Consider the following 25903-nt stretch of genomic DNA (forward strand, 5'->3'; position numbering starts at 1 on the left):
ATAGTCAACAATGTGGTTGAAGATCTTCTCGATCGCGCCTACGCCGCACTCGCCGATCCGACACGGCGGCAGCTCCTCGAGGCCCTGCGACACGGCGACGCGCGCATCACCGACCTGGCCGCGCCGCTTCCGATGAGCTTCGCCGGGGTGTCCCGGCACGTCGCCGTCCTCGAGTCCGCCGGGCTCGTCCGCCGGGAGATCCGCGGCCGCGAACACTGGCTCTCGCTGGACCCCGACGGACTCTCGCCGGCGCGGCAGTGGATCGACGAGCAGGCCGAGTTCTGGTCCGCCCGCGCCGACGCGCTCTCCGAGCGGCTCCGCGCGAAAGGCAAGACCCGATGACCGGACCCGTCGTGCGGGTGCGCCGCGTGATGCCCGCTGTCCCCGAGGACGTCTTCGACGAATGGCTCGACCCCGACGCCCTGATGGCTTGGATGTGTCCCCGGCCGACCCACTGCGTCGCCGTCGCCGTCGACCCTCGCGTCGGCGGACGCGTGCGCTTCGACATCGACGACGGGGGCCACTCGGTCCTGATCTGCGGGCAGTTCCTCGTCGTCGACCGACCCCGCCACCTCAGATTCACGTGGAGCCACTCGGGCTGGGCCGATCCGACGGCCGCCAGCGTCGTCGACGTCACCTTCGAGCCCCACGGTGCCCACGACACCCTGATGTCGATCGAGCACACCTTGCTTCCCGCCGAAGGGTTCGACGACCACGACCACGGCTGGGCCGTCACCGCGGACCAGCTGCAGTCGCGGGTGAACCGACGGTTGCGCTTCGTCCCCGTCAATCAGGACGATCCGCTGGCCACGCCGCTGATCGACGAACTGGCCGTCGAGTACGCCGACCGCTACGGCGGCCAGCGCGATCGTGTCCACGCCTGGCTGCGCAGCTATCCGCCCGCCGAGTTCGAGCCACCGTCGGGCGGCCTGCTGATCGGGCTGCTCGACGGACGTCCCGTGACCGGCGGTGCGTTCCGCCGCTTCGACGACACCACCGCCGAACTCAAACGGATCTGGACCGACAGTCGCCATCGCCGACGCGGCCATGCCAAAACGCTGATGGCCCAGCTCGAATCGGCCATCGCGGCGCGCGGTTACACCCGCGTGTACCTCACCACCGGGGACCGCCAACCCGAGGCGGAAGCGCTGTATCACTCGATGGGGTACACCCGGCTGGACGAGCCACTGCCCTATGACGGTGAGTCGTACGCGGTGGCCTTTCTCAAAGATCTCTCCTAGGAGCGCCCTATAGGCTTGCCGATGTGTCGCAGGCGACCGTGGGCTGGTTGATGCTGGCCGCTGCTGCGCTGACGTTCGTCTTCGGCGGGCTCTCCCGAGTCTTCGTCGGGCGTCGTCGGCACTCCGCGGGTGTCCAGCGGATGGTTCACGTGTTCCGCCGCACCGGCATCGCCCGGGTGCTGTTCGGCCGCTTCGACGACGACGTGCTCAACGACGACGAGCTCGACACGATGATCCTGATGCCCGCGATCGTCCTCGCCTGCGGCCTGGCTCTGACCGCGATCTTCCTGTTGGGCTACGACACCCTGGCTTGAGCAGCCCGCGCCGCCTCCGCGACGGGACCCCGCCACACCGGGCCGTGACCGGGCAGCAGAACCTCCGACTGCACTCCCGACAGCACGTCGAGGCTGCGCCGGCACGCCTGCTCGTCGTGGTTGAACAGCGACGGCAGCAGCTGCGGACCGGGGCGCGGTGCCACCGGATGATCGGTCACCAACGCGTCGCCGCTGACCAGGACGCCATCCACCAGATACGAGCAGTGCCCGCCCGTGTGTCCGGGCGTCGAGATCACCTGCGGCGTTCCCGGCAGCCCGGCCGCCACCTCCTCGGTGAGCGGTTGCGCCGTCGGAATGCCCTCGTGGGTCAAGCCGCCGTTGCGCACGAGCGCCAACGACCAGAGCAGGTACGCCGGACGCCAGGCCCGGGCGAGGACATCCCGCGGCGACGCCTGCTCGAGGTACTCGCGCCGGACGTGCCCCACCTCCGGGCCGTCGCAGAACACCGGCGTGCCGTGCTCGCGGGCGAACCAGATCGCGGAGCCGAGGTGATCGACATGGGCGTGCGTCAGCAGGATCGCCCGCACATCGGACGGCCCGAAACCGAGTCCGGCCAACGACCTCAGGACGTCGTCGCGGTCACCCGGATAGCCCGCGTCGATCAGGATCACCCCACCGTCGCCGGCCACCAGCGTCCAGTTCACGAGATCGGTTTGGGCGAAGTGCACGCGGTCGGTGACGGCCGCGACAGCCAGGGTCATGTCGCGAGTGTAGAAACATAGGTATGGCTGAACTGAAACTGGGCTACAAGGCGTCGGCGGAGCAGTTCGCGCCCCGCGAACTCGTCGAACTCGCGGTGCTGGCCGAGGAACACGGCATGGACAGCGCCACCGTCAGCGACCACTTTCAGCCGTGGCGCCACGAAGGCGGGCACGCCCCGTTCTCGCTGGCCTGGATGACGGCCGTCGGTGAGCGGACGAAGCGGCTGGTGCTCGGCACGTCGGTGCTCACCCCGACGTTCCGCTACAACCCCGCCGTCATCGCGCAGGCCTTCGCGACGATGGGCTGCCTGTATCCCGATCGGATCTTCCTCGGCGTCGGCACCGGCGAGGCCCTCAACGAGATCGCCACCGGCTACGAGGGCGAGTGGCCGGAGTTCAAGGAGCGCTATGCGCGGCTGCGCGAGTCGGTCCGCCTGATGCGGGAACTGTGGCTCGGCGATCGGGTCGACTTCGACGGCGAGTACTACAAGACCAAGGGCGCCTCGATCTACGACGTCCCCGAGGGCGGCATCCCGATCTACATCGCCGCGGGCGGACCGCAGGTGGCCAAGTACGCGGGCCGCGCCGGTGACGGCTTCATCTGCACCTCGGGCAAGGGCGAGGAGCTCTACAAGGAGAAGCTGATCCCCGCGATGCGCGAAGGTGCCGAGGCCGCGGACAAGAACCCCGATGACGTGGACCGCATGATCGAGATCAAGATCTCCTACGACACGGACCCCGAACTGGCGCTGGAGAACACCCGTTTCTGGGCGCCGCTGTCGCTGACCGCGGAGCAGAAGCACTCCATCGACGATCCGATGGAGATGGAGAAGGCGGCCGACGAGTTGCCGATCGAGCAGGTCGCCAAGCGCTGGATCGTCGCCTCCGACCCGGACGAGGCCGTCGAGAAGGTCAAAGACTACGTGGACTGGGGCCTCAACCATCTGGTGTTCCACGCTCCCGGACATGATCAGAAGCGTTTCCTGGAACTGTTCCAGCGCGATCTCGAACCCCGGTTGCGCCGCCTGGGATGATCCGCGTCCTCGCGGCGGTGTTCGGCCTGCTGGGCCTCGCCGTCGCCGCGGCCGGCATGGCCGCCCGTTATCTGCCGCTGCCCAATCAACCGCTGTTGATCGTCGCGGCGGCGTCGCCCTACCTTTTGCTCGCGGCGCCTGTCTCTGCCCTGCTGTTGCTGGTCGGCCGGCGCTGGGTGCTGGTCATCCTGGCCGTCGCGGTGACCGCCGCGGCCGCGGTTCTGGTGTACGTACCGCGGTATCGGCCTGCCACCCCGCCGGTGCAGCAGGCCGTCGATGTCCGCGTACTCACCACCAATCTGGCGATGGGGCAAGCGGATCCGCGTGCCTTCGTCGCCCTGGCCGGTGAACGCGCCGACATCGTGACGGTGCAGGAGATGACGCCACAGGCGGCCGCCGGGCTGTCCACCGCAGGTATGGACACCGTGTTCCCCTACCGGGTGATCGTGCCCGCCGAGCTGGCCTCCGGCATCGGGATCTGGAGTCGCTACCCGATCGTCGACTCCGGGCAGATCGACGGGTACTCGCTGCCGATGATCGGCACCCGCGTGCGCATCCCCAGCGTGACCGTTGACGCGACCGTGCTGTCGGTGCACCTGGCTGCGCCGTGGCCGCAGGACATCAGCCACTGGCGCGGCGACATCACCCGGCTGCCCGACACATTGGCGGAGATCGGCCGCACGGCCGGGGCCGGCGCGGTGATCGTCGGCGGCGACTTCAACGCCACCGCGGACATGGCGCCGTTCCGGGCGTTGCTCACCGGCGGATACGCCAACGCGGTCGCCGGGAGTGGCCTGCTTCGGACGTATCCGCAGAATCGTTTCTTCCCACCGCTTCTCGGCATCGACCACATCCTGACGAAGAACGCCGACGCGACGGCGGTGTCGACGGTGGACGTGGCGGGCAGCGATCACCTCGGGCTGGTGGCCACTGTGAGCGTGCCGGTCGACATGACGTCGAGCTGAGCGGGCGGCACCGGGCGGCCCGTGGTCCGGTACACCCGGAACATCTCGTCGGAGGTGGGGCCGTCGGTGGTGTACCCGAGCGCCGCGATGCCGGCGCCGTCATCCCAGAGCGACGGGTAGCGGCGGTTCAGCGCATCGGGGACGTTGCGCTTCGGGTTGGTGGCGACGATGTACCGAATCCCGAAGTCCCACGGTCGATTCAGTGCGGCGACGAAATCGTAGTCACTGGTGATCACGAACTGCTTCGGATGCTCGGAGGACAGCCAGATGCCCCAGGTGAGGAACGTGTCCATCAACACCGAGCCCTCCGGCAGGCCCTTGTCGTCGAACCACTGCGCCAGGCGCCGCTCGCTGAGGAGCCGACGCCGAGCAGGGTCCTCGCTCGGCGGGTGGGTCTCGGGATCGATCAGCGATGCGAAGCCCGCTTCCAGCTGACCGTAGGCGATGTCCTGATCCACGATCAACGGCGTGGTCACCGGTATGGCCACCACCACCGAGGCGGCCACCAGCGCGGCGGCCGCCGCCCGCACAGCGGTTCGCTTCTGCCAGCACGCCAGCCCGACGCAGATCACCAGCGGGATGGCCAGCAGGTAGAAACGGAACCAGCCGAACGTCATCGACTCGTGCTGTGCCACAGCTGCAAACGTGAGCGTGGCACCGAACACGACGACCGGCACCAACGGTGCCGCCCGCCGACATGCCACGGCGACGACCACTGCCACCGCGACGGCAACCCCGACCAGCGGCTGCATGCCGAACAGCCGGGAGGCCACCACCGACCACTGCGCTCCCGCGTCGACGGTGCCGCGGGCGAGCCGGCCCGCGACCTGACTGGCATTGCCGTACTGCGAGGACATCGTGGCGAAGAACTCGTCGTTGATGATCCAGCCCGTGACCGCCCACACGAAAAACGCTGTCACAACCGGGAAGGCGACGATCACGACGTCGGTCACCGTGGCCGACCACCGCGTCTCACGCGCGGATCGCCGCCACGTCAGCAGCGCGACCATCGCGACGGCCGCAGCGGCCGCCGGGATCACCTCGTAGCGCGCGAGATACCCGACTCCCAATGCCATTCCGGCCCATCCGAGATCGCCCACCCACCGGGTGGTGTACCAGCGCATCAGGTAGCGAACGCACCACAGCAGACAGAACATCTGCGCCGCCTCGCTCAACCCCGACGCGCCGTAGATGACGATCACCGGATGCAGCGCGAATCCCGCGGTGGCCACGCGCCGCAGGAGCGTGGACGCCCCGACGTCGATTGCGATTCGCCGGATCATCAGTGCCGCACCCGACATGAACAGCGCGCTCTGGAGCACGCCGGCCAGACCTGCATGCTTCAGAGCGGACAACCCGGGCCACTGGCTGAGCCACACGAGCGGGAGTTCCACCAGGCTGGGCAGGGGGTTCCACACGAAGCCGATCGCCGACAGGTGGGGATGCCGGGATTGCAGCGCGAAGCCGGCGTTGGCCACTCGGTTCGGTGCGTCGGGCTCGAAGATGTTGTACCGCAACACCAGGATGGATCCGACGACGGTGTAGAGAAGGCAGAGCGCGCCGAAGAGCGCGACGCCGGGCCACCGGCGCGACGGGGTCACGCGCGGCGGCGGATCAGCACTGTCGCCCCGGCGGCCACCGCAGCGGCACCGACGGCGGCGATGCTCGCCCAGGCCCACCAGTGCCAGCCGGCGCCCGGCGCGGGTTGGTGAGGCATGGCATCCCCCTCGTTCACCGAGAGTGTCACCGTCTCGCCGGCGATCCCTGTGGCGACCACGTCGCCGGCCAGTGATCCCCACCGGTCCGGCAGACCGCGCACATGATTGAGTGTCGCGTCGACCAGCGTCCAGTCACCCGTGCCGGTGACGGCGACCACCGCTCGGCCGCTGTCGGTGAACGCCTGGACCATGCCCAGTGGCGCGTGCAGATCCACCAGTGTGGCGGCCGCCGATGACTCGGCGCCGCCGACGTCGACAGTCTCGGCCATGCCAGGCAGCAGCGGCGGATGTAGACCGGCGTCGGCCAGCTCGCGTCCGCCGCTCACCACGAGCGCGCTCGACCCCGACGCTGCCGCGTCGGACAGATGAGTCACTCTGGGCCGCAACGTGATCTGTGTCTGCTGAGCGATCAGGTTCAGCGCGGCTGCGGCATACCGCAGGTGATCCGGTTTGTCGATCGCGACCTCGAAGTCCGGTGTGAACGCCATCGGCAGGGCGGCGAAGCCACCGCGATTGCCCGCGCCCGGCCGGACCGTCACGGTGGACTGCGGATCGATCGAGAACGTGACGCGATCGCTCAGCGGCGGGCAGTCCTGGCGGGGAATGTAGCGCAGTTCCATGGCCAGACCCACATTGGAGGCGATCGATTCGGCCGGGATCTCACCGGCGATGTCGAGGGTGCCGGAGCCGTCGAGGCTGTGCGTGGCCAGGACGGTCTCTCCCGAACGCACCAGAACGGATCCCTCCCCGCCGACGACCGGGGTGTAGTGCGCTTTCAGGTGCACCGTGGCGCCGTTGATCGCGCCGACGCCGAACGCGGCGGCGTCGAAACCGGTGTAGAGGGTGGTGGTTCCGGCCACCGAGGTCTGTGCGGAAATGCCCAACTGGCCGAACGTCTTCATGGTCGTGGACACATCGGAGGGTTCCCGACTCGACACGAGCGTCGCCGAGTTCCCCTGCGCCAGGCCGATTCGACGGTCGGTGAACAGGCTGACCTGCGTGGCGAGCTGCTCACCGGTGCCCGTGATCGCGAGGACGGCTGCCGGTGTGCCCGGGTTTTCCACCGTGACGGCGGGGCGGCCGCCGTCACGGATGTCGATCACCCGGGTGGTGCCCGACAGGGACTGCAGCGAGACGACCCCCGGCTCTTCGCCGGTTGTCACGTCGATGCGGACCGGCATCGGCCGGTAGAGCCGGGTGAGCTTGGCGACAAGGTCGAGCGCTGCCTGGGCGACGGCGGGGGAGGGGGTGCGGTCGACGCGGATCACCACGTGATCGAGGTAGCCCGGCAGGAAGCCGGCGACGGTGGTGGGATCCGGAGCGGGCCCGGAGAACGTCGTGGCCAAGCGGCTCAACGTTATCGCGGGCGGTTGCGTGCACGCTGTCGCGACGGGTCCGGCGTCGCGGACGACGAAGCTCAGCCTCGCCCGCCCGTCGACCACCTGCGCGGCCGAGGTGTCGATCGTGAACGGAACACTGATGGCGCCCGCCGGCAGCGCGATCACACCGAGGACCACTCCGCGGCCGTCGAGCACGTCGACGCGCCCGTCGGTGACGTTGACGATGGAGCCCACCTCGCCGGTGAGGACGCTCGGTACCACCCCGGCGGGCACCGGAACCGACGTGTCGGCGGGAACATTCGCGCCGACGATGTCCATCCGGTCGGAGAGTCCGAGCTGTGCCCAGCCGATGGCCGGGGTCACCGACGGTCCGGCCACGGCCTCGACGTACGGGTCGGCCCAGGCGGGTGCGAGGGCCGGCGTGACGCCGGGCAGCACGGCGATGGCGGCCGTCACCGCCAGGGCAGTGGCGAGGTGGGCGAGCTGTCGAGGGAGCTCGAGCATCATCGGGGGGAGCCTTCCGTGGGGATGGAATGGGGATTGCTCAGTCCGTGCACCGTCTTCTCCCAGAAGGACGGCCGAAACATCAACTGGTAGATCGCTTTCAGCGCTGCGATCGACTGCAGCACCCAGTAGAGCGGGGTCAGCAGCGCGGCCCAGGTGAGGTGCGGTTTGCCGAGCGCCCGCGTGACGATCACCCCGGAGTAGACCGACAGCGGAGAGCCGATGAGGAACAGCGTCAGGCACACGTAGTAGGTGACCGGGGGGAACAGCACCTCGATGAACGGGGGGCGGCCCAGCACCCAGACCAGAAGCGCGAACCAGAAGACGATGTTCACCGCGCTCGTGAGCGGGACGCCTCCGGTCATGTTGATCAGGCGCAGGGTGGCCTTGGTGCCGATCGTGCGGTGCAGTCCGATGGGGTCGCGCAACGCCACGAGCATCGTCTGCAGGTAGCCCTTGTACCAGCGGGACCGTTGCCGTATCCAGTTCACGACGTCGGAGTTGGCCTCTTCCAACGTGATCGAATCCAGGATCAGTGTGCGGTAGCCATGCCGGGCCAGCCGCACGCCGAGGTCGGCGTCCTCGGTCACGTTGAACTCGTCCCAGCCACCGATCTCCCGCCAGACCGAGGCGCGCATGTGGTTCGACGTCCCACCTAGAGGCACCACGCAGCGAGCCTGCTCGACCGCGGGCAACACCACGCCGAACCACTGGTCGTATTCGAGCGAGAAGAACCGGGTGAGCAGATTCTGTCGTTCGTTGAAGTAGCCCAGCCGCGCCTGCAGGCATCCGATGTCGTTCGGCAGACGCCGGAAAGCTGCTGCTGCGCGCCGCAATTGCAGCGGATCGGGGATGTCTTCGGCGTCGTAGATGGTGAGCAGTTCTCCGCGCAGGTCCGGCAGGGACATGCCGTAGTTGCAGGCTTTGGGTTTGGTCTTGGGCAGGCTGTGCGGAACGATCACCACCCGCACCGAGGTCAGATCCGCATCCAGAAGTGCGGTTTGCGTTGCGATGTCGTCTTCCTCGACCAGCAGCAGGATCTCGAGCCGGTCGGCCGGATAGTCGAGCTTGCCGACACCGTTGATCAGGTTGGTCACGATCGAGGGTTCGTCGTAGACCGGCAGCAGCACGGTGTAGACGGGCAGGTCCTCGTCCGGGATCGCCAGCGCCTCGGCGGCGTCGATGCGGATCAGAGCCGACGCGTGAAGTCTCCTGAGCAGAAGGATGTTTCGATCCAGGCTGGACACCAGGTACAGCAGTGCCACCAGTCCGGTCACCGCCGGCAGGATGACGTGCGGCCAGCAGAGCATCGCGGCCACGACGGGTACGGTCGCCAGACCGGCGCGTACCAGGGTGCGGCGGCCGAGCAGCGTGCGGGCGGACAGGTGCGCCGCCAGCATGGTTTCCACAGGGTGATCAGACATGGGCCGCTGCGGTCACCTGGTCGATGACGGCGCGGGCTCGCATCTGTACCAGCTCGTCGATTCCGCCGCTGTCGTCGGGCTGTTGGCGCGCGAGCCACAGCAGCGGGCGCACCGAGGTGTCGGGCAGGGACAGGGGAGCGGGAGCCGGGGGCGGGATCGTCCCGCTCAACGACTGACTGACGATCACGGTGATCCGTTGGTGCAACGTCCCGCTGGACCAGGTCCACGTCACCGCGTACCAGGGGGCGTCGACGCCGGTGGTGACGGCATCGGCGTTGCTGTGCAGGATCTGTGCCCCGTCGGGCAGGGGATGTGTTGCGGGGCGGTAATCCAGGGGGCGGGCCGACGGATACCAGACCGCGTCGGCCACGTCGTGCAGCGTGGCGGTGTCGGGTGTGCTCATCACGTCGACGGCGGCGGCGGGCAGCCCGTCCACCGGGAGCATCGAGTAGCGCCGCAGCGTGCTGCCGGGACCCAGGTAGCGGGTGATGAAGCCGAAGTCGCGTGGCGATCCCCAGGCGGTGTGCTCGATCCAGTCGGGGTCGACCGCCGAACCGGCCGCACGTGCCGGCGTGGTCGGCACCGCGAGCAGCGGCAGCAGCGCGGCCAGCAGCGCCAGGATCGCCATGGTCCGGGCAGACCGCGCAGGAAGCGGAAACTCGACGGTGGCGATCCGCTGGGTGCGCCGGAGCGCCAGGATGGCCAGGGCCGGTGCGACGCCGGCGACCAGAACGGTGGCGGCGATCAGATGGCTGTGCGGCGTCACCCCCGCGATCACCACGCCGAGGCACAGGCAGGTCAGCATGCCGAGCGTCCGCCGCCGCCACGGTGTCCCCGGGGTCCCGATCGCCACCGCTACGGCGCCGATCCCCGCGGACACGATGACCGCTGCGTGATCGCTGCCGCCGAACTCCGCGGTGAGCAGGAGGAACGGCAGCGGGGTGGCGGTGGCCAGCGCGAACACCCACACGGCCCACATCCGCACCACATGCCGCACCCCGAACAGCACGGTCAGCACACACACCGACCAGATCACGCCAGTGAGCGCGGGCAGTCGCCACAGCCCGGCCAGGGTGGGCAGCCGCTCGGCGAGGACCGCGATCCCTGCAACGCCGGCGACGCCGAGGAGGACTGCGATGATCCAGTCCGACTCGGCGTCGCCGACGCCACAGGGCGGGGTCCGGTAGCCGTACGCGAGCACGGCGAGCAGCACGGGGACGACCAGTAGATACGCACAGCGCGATTCGTGGGGGAGATCCCGGAATGCCCCCAGGTAGAGAGGCGCCCAACCCGGCGCAGCGAGTGCGGTGGCGGCGAACATGCGGACCGCGAAGGGGCTCAACCGAACAGCCCCGGTGACGATCTCACCCGTGCCGGGCAGCGCTGCCGGAACCGCCGTGCCGGGCAGATCCAGAACGGACATGCGACCCCCTGATGACGAGCTCTGTCGGAAAAACGTCGACACGTGCGATTTCAGCGATGTATCTCAAAAAGCTAATTAACGCCACTGTCAGCACGTTGTACGCAGTGAACCATGTTCAGCAAACTCAGACAACTTACTGTCGAGTAAATTCGATCCTCACGGTTCCGTAATGCGTGGCGCTGGCCATCGTCGGCCGCATCGGGCAGGCTTTCGATGTGCCTGACGCCTCTGCGACCGCCACCGCGATCTACGTCGCCTCGCCCGAAGGGGACACCGGAAAATCGACCATCGCGCTGGGCGTCCTGCACCGGCTCGCCGCGACCGTCGCCCGCGTCGGGGTCTTTCGGCCGATCACCCGCATCAGCGAGGGCCGCGACTACATCCTCGAGCTGCTGCTGACCCACACCACTGCCGAGCTGCCCTACGAGGAATGTGTCGGGGTCAGCTACGAGCAGCTGCACGACGACCCCGACGGCGCGCTGGCCGACATCGTCGACCGGTTCCACCACGTCGCCGACAACTGTGACGCGGTGCTGATCGTCGGCAGTGACTACACCGACGTCGCCACCCCCAGCGAGCTCTCGACCAACGCGCGCATCGCCGCCAACCTCGGCGCCCCGGTCGTGCTGGCCGTCAAAGGGCTCGGTCGCACCCCCGAACAAATCGCCCAGGTCGCCGAGCTGTGCATCGACGAGATCGCCGCGCAGCACGCGCACACCGCCGCCGTGGTGGTCAACCGATGCGATCCCGCCCAGCTCGGCGCGGTCGCCGACGCACTCGCCGCCCTCGACCCGCCGAGCTATGTGCTGCCCGAGGAGCCGCTGCTGGTGGCCCCCTCGGTGGCCGAATTGCAATCTGCCGTCGAGGGTTCCGTGGTCAAGGGCGACCGCGCGCTGCTGGTGCGGGAGGCGGAGGACGTGCTGGTCGCGGGAATGACCGCCGAGCACGTCCTGGAACGGCTGACCGAAGGCGTCGCGGTGATCACCCCCGGTGATCGCTCCGACGTGGTGCTGGCTGTCCTCAGCGCCCATGCCGCCGAGGGGTTTCCGTCGTTGTCGTGCGTGATCCTCAACGGCGGGCTGCCACTGCACCCAGCCATCGATGCGTTGGTCAGCGGGCTCGGGCTGCGGGTGCCGATCCTGCAGACACGGTTCGGCACCTTCGAGACCGCGAGCCGGGTCGCGGCGACCCGCGGTCGCGTGACCACGGAATCGCCTCGCAAGGTCGACACGGCGCTGGCCCTGATGGACACCTACGTCGACACCGCAGACCTGTTGTCCCGCTTGACCATCCAGATACCGTCGGTGATCACCCCGCAGATGTTCACCCACCAGCTGCTCGAGAAGGCGCGCAGCGACCGGCGCCGTATCGTGCTCCCGGAAGGAGACGACGACCGCATCCTGCAGGCGGCCGGGCGGCTGCTCAAACGCAACGTCGCGGACCTGACGATCCTCGGCGAGGAGCAGCAGGTGCGCGCCCGGGCGGCCGAGCTGGGCGTGGATCTCGGCGCCGCCGACATCCTCGATCCGCAGCGCAGTGAGCTGTGCGACCGGTTCGCCGAACAGTACGCCGAGATGCGCAAGCACAAGGGGGTCACCGTCGAGCAGGCCCGCGAAACCATGCACGACGTCTCCTATTTCGGCACCATGCTGGTGCACAACGACATGGTCGACGGCATGGTGTCCGGCGCCCGGCACACGACAGCGCACACGGTGCGGCCGGCGTTCGAGATCATCAAGACGCTGCCGGACACCTCCACGGTGTCGAGCATCTTCTTCATGTGCCTGGCCGACCAGGTGCTCGCCTACGGCGACTGCGCGATCGTGCCCGATCCCACCGACGAGCAGCTCGCCGACATCGCGCTGTCCTCGGCGCGCACCGCCGCCCAGTTCGGGATCGAGCCGCGGGTGGCGATGCTGTCCTACTCCACCGGCACCTCCGGCAGCGGAGTGGACGTCGAGAAAGTCAGGAAGGCAACGGAATTGGTCCGAGCGCGGGACCCCGAGCTACTCGTGGAAGGGCCGATCCAGTACGACGCGGCGGTCGAGCCGTCGGTTGCGGCCACCAAGATGCCCGACTCGCCGGTCGCCGGGCGCGCGACCGTGCTGATCTTCCCGGATCTCAACACCGGAAACAACACCTACAAGGCGGTACAGCGCAGCGCCGGTGCGATCGCGATCGGTCCGGTGCTGCAGGGGTTGAACAAGCCCGTCAACGACCTGTCCCGCGGTGCGCTCGTCGCGGACATCGTCAACACGGTCGCGATCACGGCGATCCAGGCGCAGGGGCGCAGCTGATGACCTATACCGTCCTGGTCCTGAATTCCGGCTCGTCCTCGCTGAAATATTCGGTGGTGCAGCCGGATTCCGGATCTACGGTCGCCGACGGGATCGTCGAGCGCATCGGCGACGACCCGAAGGTGCCCGATCACCGCGCCGCGCTCGACGTGGTTCACGAGGCGCTCTCCGGGGACGGTCACAAGCTCGACGAGCTCGGCCTCGTGGCGGTGGGTCACCGGGTCGTGCACGGCGGGCCCGACCTGTACCGGCCGACCGTCATCGACGACGACACCATCGAACAGTTGGAACGCCTTTCGCCTCTCGCACCCCTGCACAACCCGCCCGCCCTCCTCGGTATCGAGGTCGCGCGCGCAGCCCTGCCCGACCTGCCGCACGTCGCGGTGTTCGACACCGCGTTCTTCCACGATCTCCCCCCCGCGGCGGCCACCTACGCGATCGACAGCGAGGTGGCCCAGCAGTGGCGCATCCGCCGCTACGGCTTCCACGGCACCTCGCATCAGTACGTCAGCGAGCAGGCTGCCCGCTACCTCGGCGCCCCGCTGGATTCGCTGCGCCAGATCGTGCTGCACCTGGGTAACGGCGCGTCGGCGTCGGCGATCGTCGGCGGCAGGCCGGTCGAGACGTCGATGGGGCTGACCCCGATGGAAGGCCTGGTGATGGGCACCCGCTCGGGAGATGTGGACCCCGGCATCCTCACCTATCTGGTCCGCGAGGCGGGGATGAGCGTGGAGGATGTCGAGAGCATGCTCAACCGCCGGTCCGGTGTGCGCGGCCTGGGTGGGGAGATCGACTTCCGGGAGCTGCATCGGCGGATCGACGCCGGTGACGATGACGCACGGCTGGCCTACGACGTCTACATCCATCGACTGCGCAAGTACATCGGCGCGTACCTGGCGGTCCTCGGTGCTGCCGATGTCATCACGTTCACCGCCGGGGTGGGGGAGAACGACGCGCTCGTGCGACGTGACGCGCTGTCGGGGTTGACGGCGTTCGGCATCGAGGTCGACGAGCATCTCAACGAGAGCCCGTCTCGCGCGCCGCGACGGATTTCGGCGGCGGGCGCGGCGACGACGGTGCTAGTGATCCCGACCGACGAGGAGCTTGCGATCGCGCGGGCGTGCACGGACGTACTTGGCGGAGCCGGCGGCGACGGGTAGTTCACGGTCCGGATCGCAGATACGCAGGAGCCGGAGCACGTGTGAGCCGGCGAGCAACGACCAGCGCACCCCGGCCCGGCTGCACAGCACGTCGATGTGGGTCAGCGCGGCGAACCCGGCCGCGCCGAAGAACTCCACGGTCTGCAGGTCGAGGATCAGCTTGCGCGACTGGCCCAGTCGTTTCTCGATGTAGAGGGCCAGGGCCGTGGCGTTGGCGGCGTCGATCTCGCCGTGGATGGTGACGAGCACGGTGTAGGGCGGCAGTTCGCACGCCGAGAACGTCGCACGGTGCTGTTCCTCGCGTAGATCGAACGACGTCGGGTCCGGTCGGAACACGCGCTGTGTGCTCATGCGAGCCTCCCTGGGCGAGGATGCCGGAATGTGGGGGACAGCCCTAGGTCTCAAAGCGTGGCGATGACGATACTACGGATTTCGTAGGTTGACCATAATCTCGCCGCAATTCACCGAGGTGGCAGGGCCCCGCCCTCGATCGCCGGTAAAGGTATAGACGCTAAGGCTACGGATTTCGTCGTCAGAACGTCGACATGGGCCGCACACTGTTGGCGAGGTCGATCAGCGCGTAGCGGTGCGCCTGCGTCGGCGCCACCCGGGCGAGACTGCGCAGTGAGGCCTCCACCCCCAGCTGCAGGCCGTGCTCGGTGAACGGGAACCCGAGGATGTGGTTGGTGCTCGCGGTGTGGTCGGCCAGCCAGTCCATCGCGGTGCCCAGCACCAGCGCGCGGATCTGCAGTACCCGGGGCTCGGTGTCGGGGAGCGCCTCGACCCGGCGGGCGGCGTCGCGGATGTGCTGTTCGGTGATCTCGCCGCTGGACCGGCCCGACAGCAGCGTCACCGCGCTGGTCAGCCGCGCCGTCGTGAAATGCCGTGACGTGGCGGGTACCTCGTCGAGGGTGCGGACCGCGGCGTCGCGTTCGCCGACTGCCGACTGGGCACGCGCCAACCCGAACCCGGCGGAGATCACGCCGTTGTCGGTGCCCCACACGGTCTTGTAGAACTTCTGCTCGGGGGCCATTTCACCGGCCGAGCCGGCGAGCTCGGCGGTGGCCGCGAGCGCCAGCTTGGGGGCGAGCTCGCCAGGCAGGGTGTCCAGCACCTCGGTGAAATATTTTGTCGCCGAGTCGTAGTCGGCGGTCAGCAGGGAGGCGACCGCACGGAACCAGAGCAGTCGCCACCGCCAGCCGACTCGTTCGGCGAGCTCGTCGAGTTTGCGGGTGGCCTTGGCGACGTCGCCGAGGTCCAACAGTGCGCGCACCTCCATCAGCGGCAGCTCGATCGACTGCGAGAGGTCGATCCCCTCGGAATCCAGTGCGCCGTGCCGCGCCGCCCGGAGCGAATCCAGTGTCTGCACGGGCTGACTGAGCACCGTCGCGCTCAGGATGGTGGCGCCGACGTCGGTGGGGTCGACGAGCGGCACCTGCAGCGCCCGCACGATCTCCTGGGCGGTCAGCTTTTCCGAGTGCACCTGCCCGTCGAGGTAGACGTCGGTGTGGGCGACCAGCAGATCCACCCCGAACGTCGACCGGGACCGGCTGAAGGTGGTGGACAGACCCGGCCGCGGCAACCCGGTGTCCTGGGCCACCACCTCGCGCAGCACACCCATCAGCTGGCTGGACATCTCCTCGGCGGTGCCGAACCGTCGCCGCGGATCGGGATCGATCGCACGGCGCAGCAACCGGCCGAACGAGTCGTACTCGGCGAGCACCGGGTCGTCCTCGGGCAGCCCGTCGGCGTATCGGCCTTTGCGGGTGCGCATCCGCAGTGTCAGCGCGGCCAGCGTGCGGCCCACCGTGTAGATGTCGGTGGCCACCGTGGGTCCGGTCCGCACGATCTCGGGAGCCTGGTAACCCGGTGTGCCGTACAGGTATCCGAACGAGTTGATGCGCGACACCGCGCCCAGGTCGATCAGCTTGAGCTGGTCTTCGGTGACCATGATGTTCTCGGGCTTGAGGTCGTTGTAGACCAGACCGATCGAGTGCAGATAGCCCAGCGCGGGCAGGATCTCGAGCATGAAGCCGATCGCCTCGGCCACGGGCAGCCGGGTCCGCTCGCTGGACTTCAGATGGGTGGCCTGCTTGAGCGAGGTGCCGCCGACGTACTCCATCACGATGTAGCCGACCGGATTGCCGTGCTTGTCCTCGTGCTCGACGAAGTTGTAGATCTTCACGATGCCGGGATGGGTGACCTGCGCCAGGAATTGACGTTCGGCCATCGCGATCGCCTGGGCTTCGGCATCGCCGGAATGCACCAGGCCCTTCAACACCACCGGCCGGTCGTTGACGTTCTTGTCGAAGGCGAGGTACACCCAGCCCAGGCCGCCGTGTGCGATGCACCCCTTGATCTCGTACTGGTCGGCGACGATGTCGCCGGCCGACAGCTGGGGCAGGAACGAATACGCGCTGCCGCAGTGCGGGCACCAGCCCTCCGACAGCGCCTTGCCGTCCTTCGACGAGCGTCCCACCGGTCGGCCGCAGTTCCAGCAGAACCGTTTCGATTCGGCGACCACCGGGTCGGTCATCAAGGCGGCCAACGGATCTCGCGCCGGAACCCGCGGGATCTCGACCAGCCCGCCGCCGAGGCGGCGGGTGGGGGAGAGGGTCCGCGTCAGCGTCGTCGCCTGATCCTGCGGTTCGGTGTCCCCGGTGTGGAAAAAGGTGTCGTCGTCATCGTCGTCGTCGAAGTCGGGCCGGAACACCGCCTGGGTGGACATCGGCCGCATCGTCGAGATCGAATCGTCGTTCAGCTCGGCCAGATCGGCGAACGAGGCGGGCTGGGTGCCGGGGTCCTCGGCGTTGTCGTCGGTGTCGTCGGTGCGCTGGTCGGTCATCAGTCCGAGTACCTCGCCGGCGGTGGGGAGGGCGCGGGTCCCAGTACCGTCAACCACTTCCGGTACAACGTGTTCCACGTGCCGTCACGCCGGATGCGTTCCAGCGTCCCGTTGACGAATCGCACCAGGCCTGGGTTGTCGAGGCTGATTCCGATGCCGTAGGGCTCCTGGTTCATCGAGGGCCCGACGATGTGCAGGTACGGATCCTGGGACACCAGCCCGGCCAGGATCGAGTTGTCGGTGCTCACCGCGTCGACCTGGCGTTGCTGCAGCGCCACCAGGCAGTCCGCCCATGTCACCACGCCGACGATGATCGGCGGTGGCGAGATCTCCTGGATGCGCTGCAGCGACGTCGTGCCCTTGGCGACGCACACCCGCTTGCCCGAGAGGTCGGCCGCCCTGCGGATCGTCGAGTCGCGCGGAGCCAGGATGCGCTGGTCGGCGGAGAGGTACGCGGTGGAGAAGTTGACCAGCTTCTTGCGCTCGCAGGTGATCGTCATCGTCTTGACCACGACGTCCACCTCGTTGTTCCGCAGCGCCGCGATCCGGTCGGCGGAGGACAGGATGCGGTACTCGACCTGCGAGGGGGTGCCGAAGATGTCGCGGGCGATCTCCCCGGCGATGTCGACGTCGAAGCCGGTGATCTCGCCGGTGATCGGGTCGCGGAAGCTGAACAGGTTGCTGCCGATGTCCAGGCCGACGATCAACCGGCCGCGGGCCTTGATGTTGGCCACCGCGGCCTCGGCCTCGGCTTCGGTGTCGAACGGACGCAGGCTCGCCGTGCGGTCGCACTGGTCGTCGGGCAGCGACGGCGGCTGGGCCGGCCCGGGTGGCAGCTCGACCATCCCCGACGGGGACGGCGGGGCGAGCGTGACCGTCGGCGTCGGCACCACCGGCGCACTCTGCCCGCAGCCGGCGAGCAGCACGGCACCCGCCCCGAGAATCGCTGCCAGTCTCTTCATGGTCTACCGGTACTCGCTCAGTCGCGGCCAGATGCCCAGGGCCACCGCGATCGCCGCCATCACCGACAGCACCGCGGCGCCGACCGTAGCCCCGGAGAGCACCCGACGCGCGTTGACGATCTCGTTGCGCAGCTGGGCCCGGCTCTGCTCGATGCCGTTGGTCAAGGCCTCGTCGAGTTTGTCGAAGGCGGGCGTCGCATCGTCCTCGCCGATACCGAGGGCGACCTGCGTCGCGGCCTGGTAGTTGCCGACGGCGATGTAGGCGGTGATGCGATCGTCGGCGGCACGCCACCGGTCGAGCAAGGCCCCTGCGTCGGCCAGGTTGGTCTTGTCGATGGAGTTGTCCGTGCTCAGATAGCGGGTGAGCTGCTGCTTCATCTGGTCGATGCGCTGGTAGTAGGACTGCTTGCGGACGTTCTCGTCGCCGCGCCGGATCAGCGACAGTGTCTCGTCGGCGCGGGCCTGCTGGGCGGTGATCGCGAGCGTGGTGACGGTCTTGAGGGACTCGGCCGCCGTCTCCTTGGCGCTGCGGCTGTCCGAGGTCGAGATGATCAGCGCCGTCCCCACCCAGATCAGCATGATCAGCACCGCCAGCCCGCCGGCCACGAAGCCGATGTTCACCCGGCGGCGTGTGCGTTTGGCCAGCCATCGGTTGGCGAACGCCCCGAACAGCAGCGTGCCGACGACGATCAGGATGACCGGGCCGGGGATGCGGGTCGACGCGGTGGTCTCGGCGTCGACGCGTGCCGAGGTCTGTTCGTAGAGCCGCTGGGCGTCGGGCAGGATCTGCTGCTGCATCAGCGAGGACGCCTCGGACAGATAGGACGACCCGACGGGGTTGCCCGCCCGGTTGTTGGTGCGTGCGGTCTCGACCAGCCCGGTGTAGACGGCCAGCCGGGCGTTGATGCGGCCGAGCAGCTGCACCAGCGGTTCGTCGGTGAGCCCGCTGGATGCCCGCGCGACGGCGACCGAGGCGTCGGTGATGGCCTGCTCGTAGCGTTGCCGCACGGCCCGCGGTTCCGCTCCGGCGATGAATGCGGTGGCGGCGGCGGCGTCGGCGACCGACAGCGTGGTGTAGAGCTGGCCTGCGGCGAAGGCCAGCGGTTCTGTCCGGTTCAGCACCGTGGTGAGCGCCTGCTGGCGGTCGTTGATGGTGGTCGACGTGGCGAAGGCGCTGGCGATGACGAGGGCGGCGAGGATCAGGCCGATGGTCAGGATGCGGCCCGGTGTGGTCCACAGGAACCACCACCGCGGGTGAGCCGTGACCGTCGGTGACCGCGAGGCAAGAGGCTCGGTCGACGGATGCGCCAACTCGACAGTCACGTGTGCGCGGACCTCATCCCGGTCTCGATCTCAACGACGGTGAAGATTCTATCGGTGCCAAATCTCTGAGGGAATTCTAAGAGATCCGGGTCCGGCGCGTGCGTATTCGAGGTCGCGACTCGCCCCCGATGTCATCGGGTTCCTTAAGCTGGACGGGTGCGTGGTGACGGTGACGGGTGGGTGGTATCGGCCGGCGGGACCGCCTACTGGGGCAGGCACGGCGCCGCCGGTCTGCTCCTGCGGGCCCCGCTCTCGGACGGATCGCTGGCGGTGCTGCTGCAGCACCGTGCGCCGTGGAGTCATCAGGGCGGGACGTGGGGACTGCCGGGAGGCGCCCGCGACAGCCACGAGACCGCCGAGCAGGCCGCGATCCGCGAGGCGCACGAAGAAGCGGGTCTGCCCGCCGAGCAGGTGGTGGTCCGTACGACCGTGGTCACGGCCGAGGTGTCCGGATGGACCTACACGACCGTGATCGCCGACGCCGAAGCGGTCCTCGAGACCGTGCCGAACCGGGAGAGCGCCGAGCTGCGCTGGGTGGCCGAGGACGAGGTGGCCGACCTGCCGCTGCATCCCGGGTTCGCAGCCAGCTGGAACCGGCTGCGGGAGGTCGCCGCCGGTATTCCGCCGTTGACGAACACGTAGCTCAACCCGCGGCGCGCAGGGCCGCCTTCAGGTGTGCCGCCGCAGCCCGCGGATCGTCGGCGGCGGTGATGGCGCGCACGACGACGATGCGGCGTGCGCCGGCCTCGAGCACCTCGGGCAGCCGGTCGGCGTCGATGCCGCCGATCGCGAACCACGGCTTGTCGGGATTCAGCGCGGCGGTCGCGCGCACCAGGTCGAGCCCGGGCGCGGGCCGGCCGGGCTTGGTCGGTGTCGGCCAGCAGGGGCCCACACAGAAATAGTCGACGGGTTCGTCGAGCGCCGCCCGTACCTGGTCGAGGTCGTGCGTGGAGCGCCCGAGGGTCCCGGAGAAGATGTGCCGGGCCACCGGCAGCGGCAGGTCGTCTTGACCGAGGTGCAGCACGTCGGCGTGCGCCGCGTACGCGACGTCGGCGCGATCGTTGACCGCGACCAGCGCGCCGTGGCGTCGCGCGGCGTCGGCGAGCACCTCCAGGGCCGCGAGTTCGTCGCGGGCCTCCAGCGGGCCGAATCGCCGTTCCCCCGGCGATCCCTTGTCGCGCAACTGGATGATGTCGACCCCGCCGGCCAGTGCGGCGTCGGCGAACTCGGCGAGATCGCCGCGCTCTCGGCGGGCGTCGGTGCACAGGTAGAGGTGGGCGTCACGCACACTGCGAACCGTAGCGTCCCCGCGACGTAGGCTGGACGGCGACAAGACCGTCCACACGGGAGTCCCGGGTACGGGGACTGAGAGTGAGCCCGCCGGCTCTGACCGTCGCACCTGATCCGGGTCATGCCGGCGAAGGGAGTAGCAGCCGTGAATCCGCATTCTCGCCGGCTCGCCGTCATCGGCGGTGGCGTCATCGGCCTGGCGATCGCACGCCGCGCCGCCCAGGACGGCTGGCGGGTGCGCGTGCACCGGACCGGCACCCCGGGCGCCTCCTGGGTGGCCGGCGGGATGCTCGCCCCGCACAGTGAGGGCTGGCCCGGCGAGGAACGGCTGCTCCAGATAGGCCTCACCTCCCTCGCACTCTGGCGCGACGGCTTCCTCGACGGCTTGGCGCCCGAGGTCGTCACCGCGCGGGAGTCCCTCGTCGTCGCGGTCGATCGTGGTGATGCCGCCGACCTGCGCACGGTCGGGGACTGGCTGTCGGCGCAGGGGCACCCCGTCACGCCGACCACCTCCGCTCGTGACATCGAGCCCCTTCTGGCGCAGACGATTCGGCACGGGTTCATCGCCGAAACCGAACTCGCGGTGGACAACCGTGCCGTGGTCGACGGGCTGGCCGCGCACTGCGAACGCCTCGGTGTCGAGTGGGCGGCGCCGGTTACCGCGCTCACCGAGGTGAGCGACGCCGACACGGTCGTGATCGCCAATGGCATCGACGCGCCCACGCTGTGGCCGGGTTTGCCCATCCGGCCGGTCAAGGGCGAGGTGCTGCGGTTGCGCTGGCGGCGCGGTTGTCTGCCGATCCCGTCGCGGGTGGTGCGCGCCCGCGTGCACGGCCGGCAGGTCTACCTCGTGCCGCGCGCCGACGGCGTGGTGGTGGGTGCCACCCAGTACGAGCACGGACGCGACACCGCGCCGACGGTGACCGGTGTGCGGGAACTCCTCGACGACGCCTGCGAGGTGATGCCGGCGCTGGGCGAGTACGAGCTCGCCGAGTGCGCGGCGGGCCTGCGACCGATGACCGAGGACAACGTGCCGATCGTCGAGAGGCTCGACGACCGGACCCTGGTGGCCGCCGGCCACGGTAGATCGGGCTTCCTGCTCGCGCCGTGGACCGCAGACACGATCGCCGCCGAACTGCGTGTGCGGGAAGGAGTCACGACGTGAAGCTGACGGTCAACGACAAAGCGGTGGAGATCGACGGTCAGGTCACCGTCGCTGCGCTGCTGGATCGTTTGGGCTACCCGGAGAAGGGCATTGCGGTGGCCGTGGACTGGGCGGTGATCCCGCGGTCGCAGTGGGACATCGAACTGAGCGAGGGAGCGAAGATCGACGTGGTGACGGCGGTGCAGGGTGGTTGATACGGGAAAGCTGACCATCGCGGGCCGCGAGTTCGGCTCGCGGCTGGTTCTGGGCACCGGCGGGGCGGCCAATCTCGCGGTCCTCGAGGACGCGCTCGTGGCGTCGGGGACGGAGCTGACCACGGTCGCGATGCGCCGGGTCGACGCCGACGGCGGCACGGGAGTGCTCGATCTGCTCACCCGGCTCGGCATCACGCCGTTGCCGAACACCGCGGGCTGTCGCGGCGCCGCCGAGGCGGTGATGACCGCGCAGCTGGCCCGGGAGGCACTACAGACCGACTGGGTCAAGCTCGAGGTGATCGCCGACGAGCGGACCCTGCTCCCCGATGCCATCGAATTGGTCAGGGCGGCAGAGCAATTGGTCGACGACGGCTTCATCGTGCTGCCCTACACCAACGACGATCCGGTGCTGGCGCGCCGGCTGGAGGACACCGGCTGTGCCGCGGTGATGCCGCTCGGGTCGCCGATCGGGACCGGGCTGGGGATCGCCAACCCGCACCACATCGAGATGATCGTCGACCGCGCCTCGGTCCCGGTGATCCTCGACGCGGGCATCGGGACCGCCAGCGATGCCACGCTGGCGATGGAGCTGGGCTGTGACGCCGTGTTGTTGGCGACGGCGGTGACCCGTGCCGCGGATCCGGCGGCGATGGCATCGGCGATGTCGGCCGCGGTGCGGGCAGGCTATCTGGCGCGCCGGGCCGGCCGCATCCCGAAGCGGTTCTGGGCGCAGGCCTCGAGCCCCGCGCTGTGACACCCGCGGCCACGAGGTACGTGGCGCTGGGCTCTTCGATGGCCGCAGGGCCCGGCATCTCGCCCAGGGTGCCCGGCTCGCCGCGCGCCGCCGGCCGCTCGGCACGCAACTACGCGCATCTGGTCGCCGAAGCCCGTGGCTGTGACCTCGTCGACGTCACCTATTCGGGGGCGACGACCGAGCACATCCTGACGGAGTCCCAGCGGGGTGCGCCACCGCAGATCGCGGCGCTCGACGGGTCCGAAGCGCTCGTCACGATCACGATCGGCGGCAACGACGTGGGCTACGTGCCGATGCTCTTCGCGGCCGGCCTGCCCCGTGCGACGCGCACGATCCCGCTGCTGGGCGGCAAGCTCCGGCATCTGCTCAACCCGGCCGAGCGGTACCTCGCGCTCGACGCCGTCGGCGCCGCGCTCGTGGATGTGGGCCGATCGGTGCGACAGCGAGCCCCCGCGGCGACGGTGCTGTTCGTCGACTACCTGACGCTGCTGCCGCCCGCCGGTGACGCCGCCCCGCCTCTGGATGATCAGGACGTGACGCTGGGCCGCCACGTCGCCGGTGAGCTGGAGCGGTTGACCGCCGAGGCCGCCGCAGCCACCGGATGTGGGCTGGTGCGGGCCGGTGCCGCCAGCCGTGAGCATCATGCGTGGTCGGCGGATCCGTGGACCACGCGGTTCGGCTGGCCGGTGCCGCGCAGGCCGGCGCCGCTGCATCCGAACGAGGCCGGCATGCGTGCCGTCGCGAACCTCATCGTCGACACCCTGCGTTGACACTTTGCTGTTGACATGATGTCGAATCTCTCAACACAGTGTTGACCATGTCGACACGATGTTGATAGCTTTACATCATGACCGAATTTGTCGACGTCGTCATCGTCGGAGCCGGGATCTCCGGCATCAGCGCCGCATGGCATCTCCAGCAGAACTGCCCGGGTAAGGACTATGTGATCCTGGAGCGCCGGGAAAAGCTCGGCGGTACCTGGGACCTGTTCAAGTACCCCGGTATCCGGTCGGACTCCGACATGTACACACTCGGCTTCCACTTCAAGCCGTGGGCGACCGACCAGATGATCGCCGACGGCCCGTCGATCTGGAACTACCTCAACGAGGCCGCCACCGAGAACGGCATCGCCGAGCACATCCGTTACGGCCAGCGCGTGACCGCGGCCAACTGGTCCGACGAGCACAGCCGGTGGGAGCTGACCATCGAGCGAGACGGCGAGACGGTCGAACTGCACGCCCAGTTCCTGTGGGCCTGCAGCGGCTATTACAACTACGACCAAGGCTTCTCACCCGAATTCCCCGGCGCCGAGAACTTCACCGGCACCATCGTGCATCCCCAGCACTGGCCGGAGGACCTGGACTACCAGGGCAAGAACGTCGTCGTCATCGGTAGCGGGGCCACCGCGATCACGCTGATCCCCGCCCTCGTCGACAGCGGCGCAGGCCACGTGACGATGCTGCAGCGCACCCCCACCTACATCGGCTCACTGCCCGACAAGGACCCGTTCGCCGCGCGCGCCTACCGGCTGCTACCCGAGAAGGCCGCCTACACCGCGGTGCGCTGGAAGGCGATCCTGCAGGCCACGGCGCAGTACCAGCTGGCCCGCACCCTGCCCAACGTCTTCCGGAAAGCGTTGCGCACCATGGCCGAACGTCGGCTGCCCGATGGCTTCGACTATGACAAGCACTTCGCCCCCGACTACAAGCCGTGGGACCAGCGCGTGTGCCTGGCGCCCAACGGTGATCTGTTCAAGACGATCCGCAAGGGCAAGGCCGACGTCGTCACCGATGTGATCGACCACTTCACCGAAGACGGCATCGCGCTGAAGTCCGGCCAGCAGCTCAAGGCCGACATCATCATCACCGCAACGGGATTGAACGTGCAGTTCTTCGGCGGTGCGGAGGTGCTGCGCAACGGAGAGCCGCAGGACCTGTCGACGTCGGTGGCCTACAAGGGGCTGATGCTGTCGGGTCTGCCCAACGTGGCGTTCACCTTCGGCTACACCAACGCGTCGTGGACACTGAAGGCCGACCTCACCTCCGAGTACGTCAGCCGGCTACTGCAGTACATGGACAGCCGCGGCTACGACACCGTGGTGCCCCGGGACCCGGGCCCCGACGTCGAGGAACTCCCGTTCGTCGACCTGACGTCGGGCTACATCAAGCGTGCGCTGGACCGGCTGCCGAAGTCGGGGTCGAAGGCACCGTGGCGGCTCAAGCAGAACTATCTCGTGGACCTGCGGGTCATCCGCAACGGCAAGATCGACGACGGCACGCTGGAGTTCAGCAAGCAGCGGGCTCTGGCCAGCGCGTAAGTTCCATGGCGTGACCGACGCACAGCGGCTGACCTTCGAGCTCGACCATCTGAAGGTCAGTGCGCTGGCGTGGGGGCCGGCCGACGGCCGGCTGGTGTTGTGTCTGCACGGCTTCCCCGACAGCGCCTGGGGCTGGCAGAAGTTCGCGCGGCTGCTCGCCGCGCGCGGAATGCGGGTGGTCGCCCCGTTTTCCCGCGGCTACGCGCCGACGGGTCCGGCGCCCGACGGGGACTACAACATCGGGGCGCTGGTGTTCGACGCCCTGGCCGTGCACGCCGCGCTCGGGGCGCCCGACGACGCGGTCGTGATCGGCCACGACTGGGGGGCGTTCACGGCGGCCGCGCTCGCCGCCCATCCCGAGTCCCCGTTCGCCGCGCACATCACGATGGCGGTCGCGCCGATCGGCGCGGTCAACCGGGCGCGCGGGGACGTCGCCCGGCAGCTGCAGCAGCTGCCCCGGCAGCTGCGCAAGAGCTGGTACATCATCTTCTTCCAGCTGCCCGGCGCACCTGAACGCGTGCTGCCGCGCGTCATCCGCCGGCTCTGGCGCGATTGGGGGCCCGCCGGTTTCGACACCGACGCCGAGCTGGACGCCGCGCTGGCCGCGCTGCCCAGCGGGGCGCACCGACGTGCGGCGCTCGGCTACTACCGGGCGCTCGTCCGCCCGGGCGCACCGCAGGCGCGGTACGCCGACCTCCACCGGTACCGCTTCGACCTGCCGCGCGTCCCGATCCTGCACCTGCAGGGCGTGCAGGACGGCGCGATGCTGGTCGACTACGCCGAGGCCATCCGAGACGTGCTGCCCACCGGGAGCACCGTGGTCACGCTGCCGTCGGCCGGTCACTTCCTCCAGATCGAGGAACCGCAGCTGGCAGCTGAGGCAGTGCTGGAGCATCTGGGCGCGCGCTAAC

At 69.1% G+C, this 25903-nt stretch carries 24 protein-coding genes, 1 pseudogene and 1 riboswitch; of the genes and pseudogenes, 15 read left to right on the forward strand and 10 right to left on the reverse strand.

The genetic code is table 11. From position 1 onward, the window contains the following. The first annotated feature begins 12 nt into the window (after positions 1-12). From ACXYX3_RS02360 to ACXYX3_RS02375, 4 genes and pseudogenes are all read left to right on the forward strand, one after another. The gene (locus tag ACXYX3_RS02360) at positions 13-342 is read left to right on the forward strand and encodes an ArsR/SmtB family transcription factor (protein ID WP_458610001.1); all 330 of its coding nucleotides are present in this window, start codon (positions 13-15) and stop codon (positions 340-342) included. Further along, positions 339-767 (forward strand): annotated as a pseudogene (locus ACXYX3_RS02365) (SRPBCC family protein); the annotation flags it as partial. The gene ACXYX3_RS02360 and the pseudogene ACXYX3_RS02365, both read left to right, overlap by 4 nt. Beyond that, the gene (locus tag ACXYX3_RS02370; protein WP_458612277.1) at positions 747-1241 is read left to right on the forward strand and encodes a GNAT family N-acetyltransferase; all 495 of its coding nucleotides are present in this window, start codon (positions 747-749) and stop codon (positions 1239-1241) included. The pseudogene ACXYX3_RS02365 and the gene ACXYX3_RS02370, both read left to right, overlap by 21 nt. Positions 1242-1264: 23 nt before the next feature. Next, positions 1265-1555, forward strand: a complete 291-nt coding sequence (locus ACXYX3_RS02375; protein ID WP_374238376.1) for a hypothetical protein — start codon at positions 1265-1267, stop codon at positions 1553-1555. Here the strand turns inward: ACXYX3_RS02375 and ACXYX3_RS02380 are convergent. Next, positions 1537-2277 carry an MBL fold metallo-hydrolase gene (locus ACXYX3_RS02380; RefSeq protein ID WP_458610002.1) on the reverse strand — a complete coding sequence of 247 codons (741 nt, stop codon included), beginning with the start codon at positions 2275-2277 and terminating at the stop codon, positions 1537-1539. The two genes, ACXYX3_RS02375 and ACXYX3_RS02380, sit on opposite strands and share 19 nt — an antisense overlap. Positions 2278-2300: 23 nt before the next feature. Here ACXYX3_RS02380 and fgd point away from each other — a divergent pair, with 23 nt between their 5' ends. Both fgd and ACXYX3_RS02390 read left to right on the forward strand, forming a co-directional pair. Next, positions 2301-3311, forward strand: coding sequence for a glucose-6-phosphate dehydrogenase (coenzyme-F420) (gene fgd, locus ACXYX3_RS02385; RefSeq protein WP_458610003.1), 1011 nt, complete (start codon positions 2301-2303; stop codon positions 3309-3311). Then, the gene (locus ACXYX3_RS02390; RefSeq protein WP_458610004.1) at positions 3308-4276 is read left to right on the forward strand and encodes an endonuclease/exonuclease/phosphatase family protein; all 969 of its coding nucleotides are present in this window, start codon (positions 3308-3310) and stop codon (positions 4274-4276) included. The genes fgd and ACXYX3_RS02390 overlap by 4 nt, the downstream gene beginning before the upstream one ends. Here ACXYX3_RS02390 and ACXYX3_RS02395 read toward each other — a convergent pair. The 4 genes from ACXYX3_RS02395 to ACXYX3_RS02410 are packed head-to-tail and all read right to left on the reverse strand — an operon-like array spanning position 4222 to position 10685. Next, positions 4222-5877, reverse strand: a complete 1656-nt coding sequence (locus tag ACXYX3_RS02395) for a hypothetical protein (RefSeq protein ID WP_458610005.1) — start codon at positions 5875-5877, stop codon at positions 4222-4224. The two genes, ACXYX3_RS02390 and ACXYX3_RS02395, sit on opposite strands and share 55 nt — an antisense overlap. After that, a complete protein-coding gene (locus ACXYX3_RS02400) occupies positions 5874-7841 on the reverse strand; it encodes a hypothetical protein (protein WP_458610006.1) in 1968 nt (655 codons plus the stop codon). The genes ACXYX3_RS02395 and ACXYX3_RS02400 overlap by 4 nt, the downstream gene beginning before the upstream one ends. Next, positions 7838-9262, reverse strand: coding sequence for a glycosyltransferase family 2 protein (locus ACXYX3_RS02405; protein ID WP_458610007.1), 1425 nt, complete (start codon positions 9260-9262; stop codon positions 7838-7840). The genes ACXYX3_RS02400 and ACXYX3_RS02405 overlap by 4 nt, the downstream gene beginning before the upstream one ends. Continuing rightward, entirely contained in the window at positions 9255-10685 is a 1431-nt protein-coding gene (locus ACXYX3_RS02410; RefSeq protein ID WP_458610008.1) for a hypothetical protein, read from the reverse strand. The genes ACXYX3_RS02405 and ACXYX3_RS02410 overlap by 8 nt, the downstream gene beginning before the upstream one ends. A gap of 215 nt (positions 10686-10900) precedes the next feature. Here ACXYX3_RS02410 and pta point away from each other — a divergent pair, with 215 nt between their 5' ends. Next, positions 10901-12982, forward strand: coding sequence for a phosphate acetyltransferase (gene pta / locus ACXYX3_RS02415; RefSeq protein ID WP_458612278.1), 2082 nt, complete (start codon positions 10901-10903; stop codon positions 12980-12982). Then, entirely contained in the window at positions 12982-14142 is a 1161-nt protein-coding gene (locus ACXYX3_RS02420) for an acetate kinase (protein ID WP_458610009.1), read from the forward strand. Before pta ends, ACXYX3_RS02420 begins: the two co-directional genes overlap by 1 nt. Here ACXYX3_RS02420 and ACXYX3_RS02425 read toward each other — a convergent pair. The 4 genes from ACXYX3_RS02425 to glnX all read right to left on the reverse strand — a co-directional run bounded on the left by ACXYX3_RS02425 (position 14062) and on the right by glnX (position 19272). Further along, positions 14062-14493, reverse strand: a complete 432-nt coding sequence (locus ACXYX3_RS02425; RefSeq protein WP_241205614.1) for an STAS domain-containing protein — start codon at positions 14491-14493, stop codon at positions 14062-14064. The genes ACXYX3_RS02420 and ACXYX3_RS02425 overlap by 81 nt on opposite strands. A gap of 181 nt (positions 14494-14674) precedes the next feature. Further along, on the reverse strand, positions 14675-16987 hold the full coding sequence (locus ACXYX3_RS02430; RefSeq protein ID WP_458610010.1) for a serine/threonine-protein kinase PknG: 2313 nt from the start codon (positions 16985-16987) through the stop codon (positions 14675-14677). Beyond that, positions 16987-17949, reverse strand: coding sequence for a glutamate ABC transporter substrate-binding protein (locus tag ACXYX3_RS02435; protein WP_241205616.1), 963 nt, complete (start codon positions 17947-17949; stop codon positions 16987-16989). Before ACXYX3_RS02435 ends, ACXYX3_RS02430 begins: the two co-directional genes overlap by 1 nt. A gap of 3 nt (positions 17950-17952) precedes the next feature. Further along, complete coding sequence (gene glnX, locus ACXYX3_RS02440) at positions 17953-19272, reverse strand: protein kinase G-activating protein GlnX (protein WP_458610011.1); 1320 nt, start codon at positions 19270-19272, stop codon at positions 17953-17955. 156 nt (positions 19273-19428) lie between these two features. On the opposite strand from glnX, the gene ACXYX3_RS02445 reads away from it, so the two are divergent. Continuing rightward, positions 19429-19914 (forward strand): NUDIX hydrolase, encoded by a 486-nt coding sequence (locus ACXYX3_RS02445; RefSeq protein ID WP_458610012.1) that lies wholly within the window; start codon positions 19429-19431, stop codon positions 19912-19914. A gap of 1 nt (position 19915) precedes the next feature. On the opposite strand, the gene thiE is transcribed toward ACXYX3_RS02445, so the two are convergent. Further along, positions 19916-20560, reverse strand: coding sequence for a thiamine phosphate synthase (thiE, locus tag ACXYX3_RS02450; protein ID WP_458610013.1), 645 nt, complete (start codon positions 20558-20560; stop codon positions 19916-19918). 45 nt (positions 20561-20605) lie between these two features. After that, positions 20606-20715, forward strand: a riboswitch (TPP riboswitch). Here thiE and thiO point away from each other — a divergent pair. The 6 genes from thiO to ACXYX3_RS02480 all read left to right on the forward strand — a co-directional run bounded on the left by thiO (position 20708) and on the right by ACXYX3_RS02480 (position 25902). Beyond that, positions 20708-21727 carry a glycine oxidase ThiO gene (gene thiO, locus ACXYX3_RS02455; RefSeq protein ID WP_458610014.1) on the forward strand — a complete coding sequence of 340 codons (1020 nt, stop codon included), beginning with the start codon at positions 20708-20710 and terminating at the stop codon, positions 21725-21727. (Overlaps the previous riboswitch by 8 nt.) Beyond that, entirely contained in the window at positions 21724-21921 is a 198-nt protein-coding gene (gene thiS, locus ACXYX3_RS02460) for a sulfur carrier protein ThiS (protein WP_241205621.1), read from the forward strand. The genes thiO and thiS overlap by 4 nt, the downstream gene beginning before the upstream one ends. Next, positions 21914-22675, forward strand: a complete 762-nt coding sequence (thiG, locus tag ACXYX3_RS02465; protein WP_458610015.1) for a thiazole synthase — start codon at positions 21914-21916, stop codon at positions 22673-22675. The genes thiS and thiG overlap by 8 nt, the downstream gene beginning before the upstream one ends. Positions 22676-22713: 38 nt before the next feature. Then, positions 22714-23445, forward strand: coding sequence for an SGNH/GDSL hydrolase family protein (locus ACXYX3_RS02470; RefSeq protein ID WP_458610016.1), 732 nt, complete (start codon positions 22714-22716; stop codon positions 23443-23445). 77 nt (positions 23446-23522) lie between these two features. Beyond that, positions 23523-24992 (forward strand): flavin-containing monooxygenase, encoded by a 1470-nt coding sequence (locus tag ACXYX3_RS02475; protein WP_458610017.1) that lies wholly within the window; start codon positions 23523-23525, stop codon positions 24990-24992. Positions 24993-25002: 10 nt separating this feature from the next. Next, on the forward strand, positions 25003-25902 hold the full coding sequence (locus tag ACXYX3_RS02480) for an alpha/beta fold hydrolase (protein WP_458610018.1): 900 nt from the start codon (positions 25003-25005) through the stop codon (positions 25900-25902). Position 25903: the final 1 nt, after the last annotated feature.

It is taken from the genome of Mycobacterium sp. Panama NTM2 (genome assembly GCF_054355555.1).

Coding starts and splice junctions, on each gene's coding strand:
- ACXYX3_RS02390 (WP_458610004.1), top strand. CDS start 3,308: ATGATCCGCGTCCTCGCGGCGGTGTTCGGCCTGCTGGGCCTCGCCGTC.
- ACXYX3_RS02410 (WP_458610008.1), bottom strand. CDS start 10,685: ATGTCCGTTCTGGATCTGCCCGGCACGGCGGTTCCGGCAGCGCTGCCC.
- ACXYX3_RS02425 (WP_241205614.1), bottom strand. CDS start 14,493: ATGAGCACACAGCGCGTGTTCCGACCGGACCCGACGTCGTTCGATCTA.
- ACXYX3_RS02400 (WP_458610006.1), bottom strand. CDS start 7,841: ATGATGCTCGAGCTCCCTCGACAGCTCGCCCACCTCGCCACTGCCCTG.
- ACXYX3_RS02405 (WP_458610007.1), bottom strand. CDS start 9,262: ATGTCTGATCACCCTGTGGAAACCATGCTGGCGGCGCACCTGTCCGCC.
- ACXYX3_RS02420 (WP_458610009.1), top strand. CDS start 12,982: ATGACCTATACCGTCCTGGTCCTGAATTCCGGCTCGTCCTCGCTGAAA.
- ACXYX3_RS02435 (WP_241205616.1), bottom strand. CDS start 17,949: ATGAAGAGACTGGCAGCGATTCTCGGGGCGGGTGCCGTGCTGCTCGCC.
- ACXYX3_RS02475 (WP_458610017.1), top strand. CDS start 23,523: ATGACCGAATTTGTCGACGTCGTCATCGTCGGAGCCGGGATCTCCGGC.
- ACXYX3_RS02430 (WP_458610010.1), bottom strand. CDS start 16,987: ATGACCGACCAGCGCACCGACGACACCGACGACAACGCCGAGGACCCC.
- fgd (WP_458610003.1), top strand. CDS start 2,301: ATGGCTGAACTGAAACTGGGCTACAAGGCGTCGGCGGAGCAGTTCGCG.
- ACXYX3_RS02380 (WP_458610002.1), bottom strand. CDS start 2,277: ATGACCCTGGCTGTCGCGGCCGTCACCGACCGCGTGCACTTCGCCCAA.
- ACXYX3_RS02470 (WP_458610016.1), top strand. CDS start 22,714: ATGGCCGCAGGGCCCGGCATCTCGCCCAGGGTGCCCGGCTCGCCGCGC.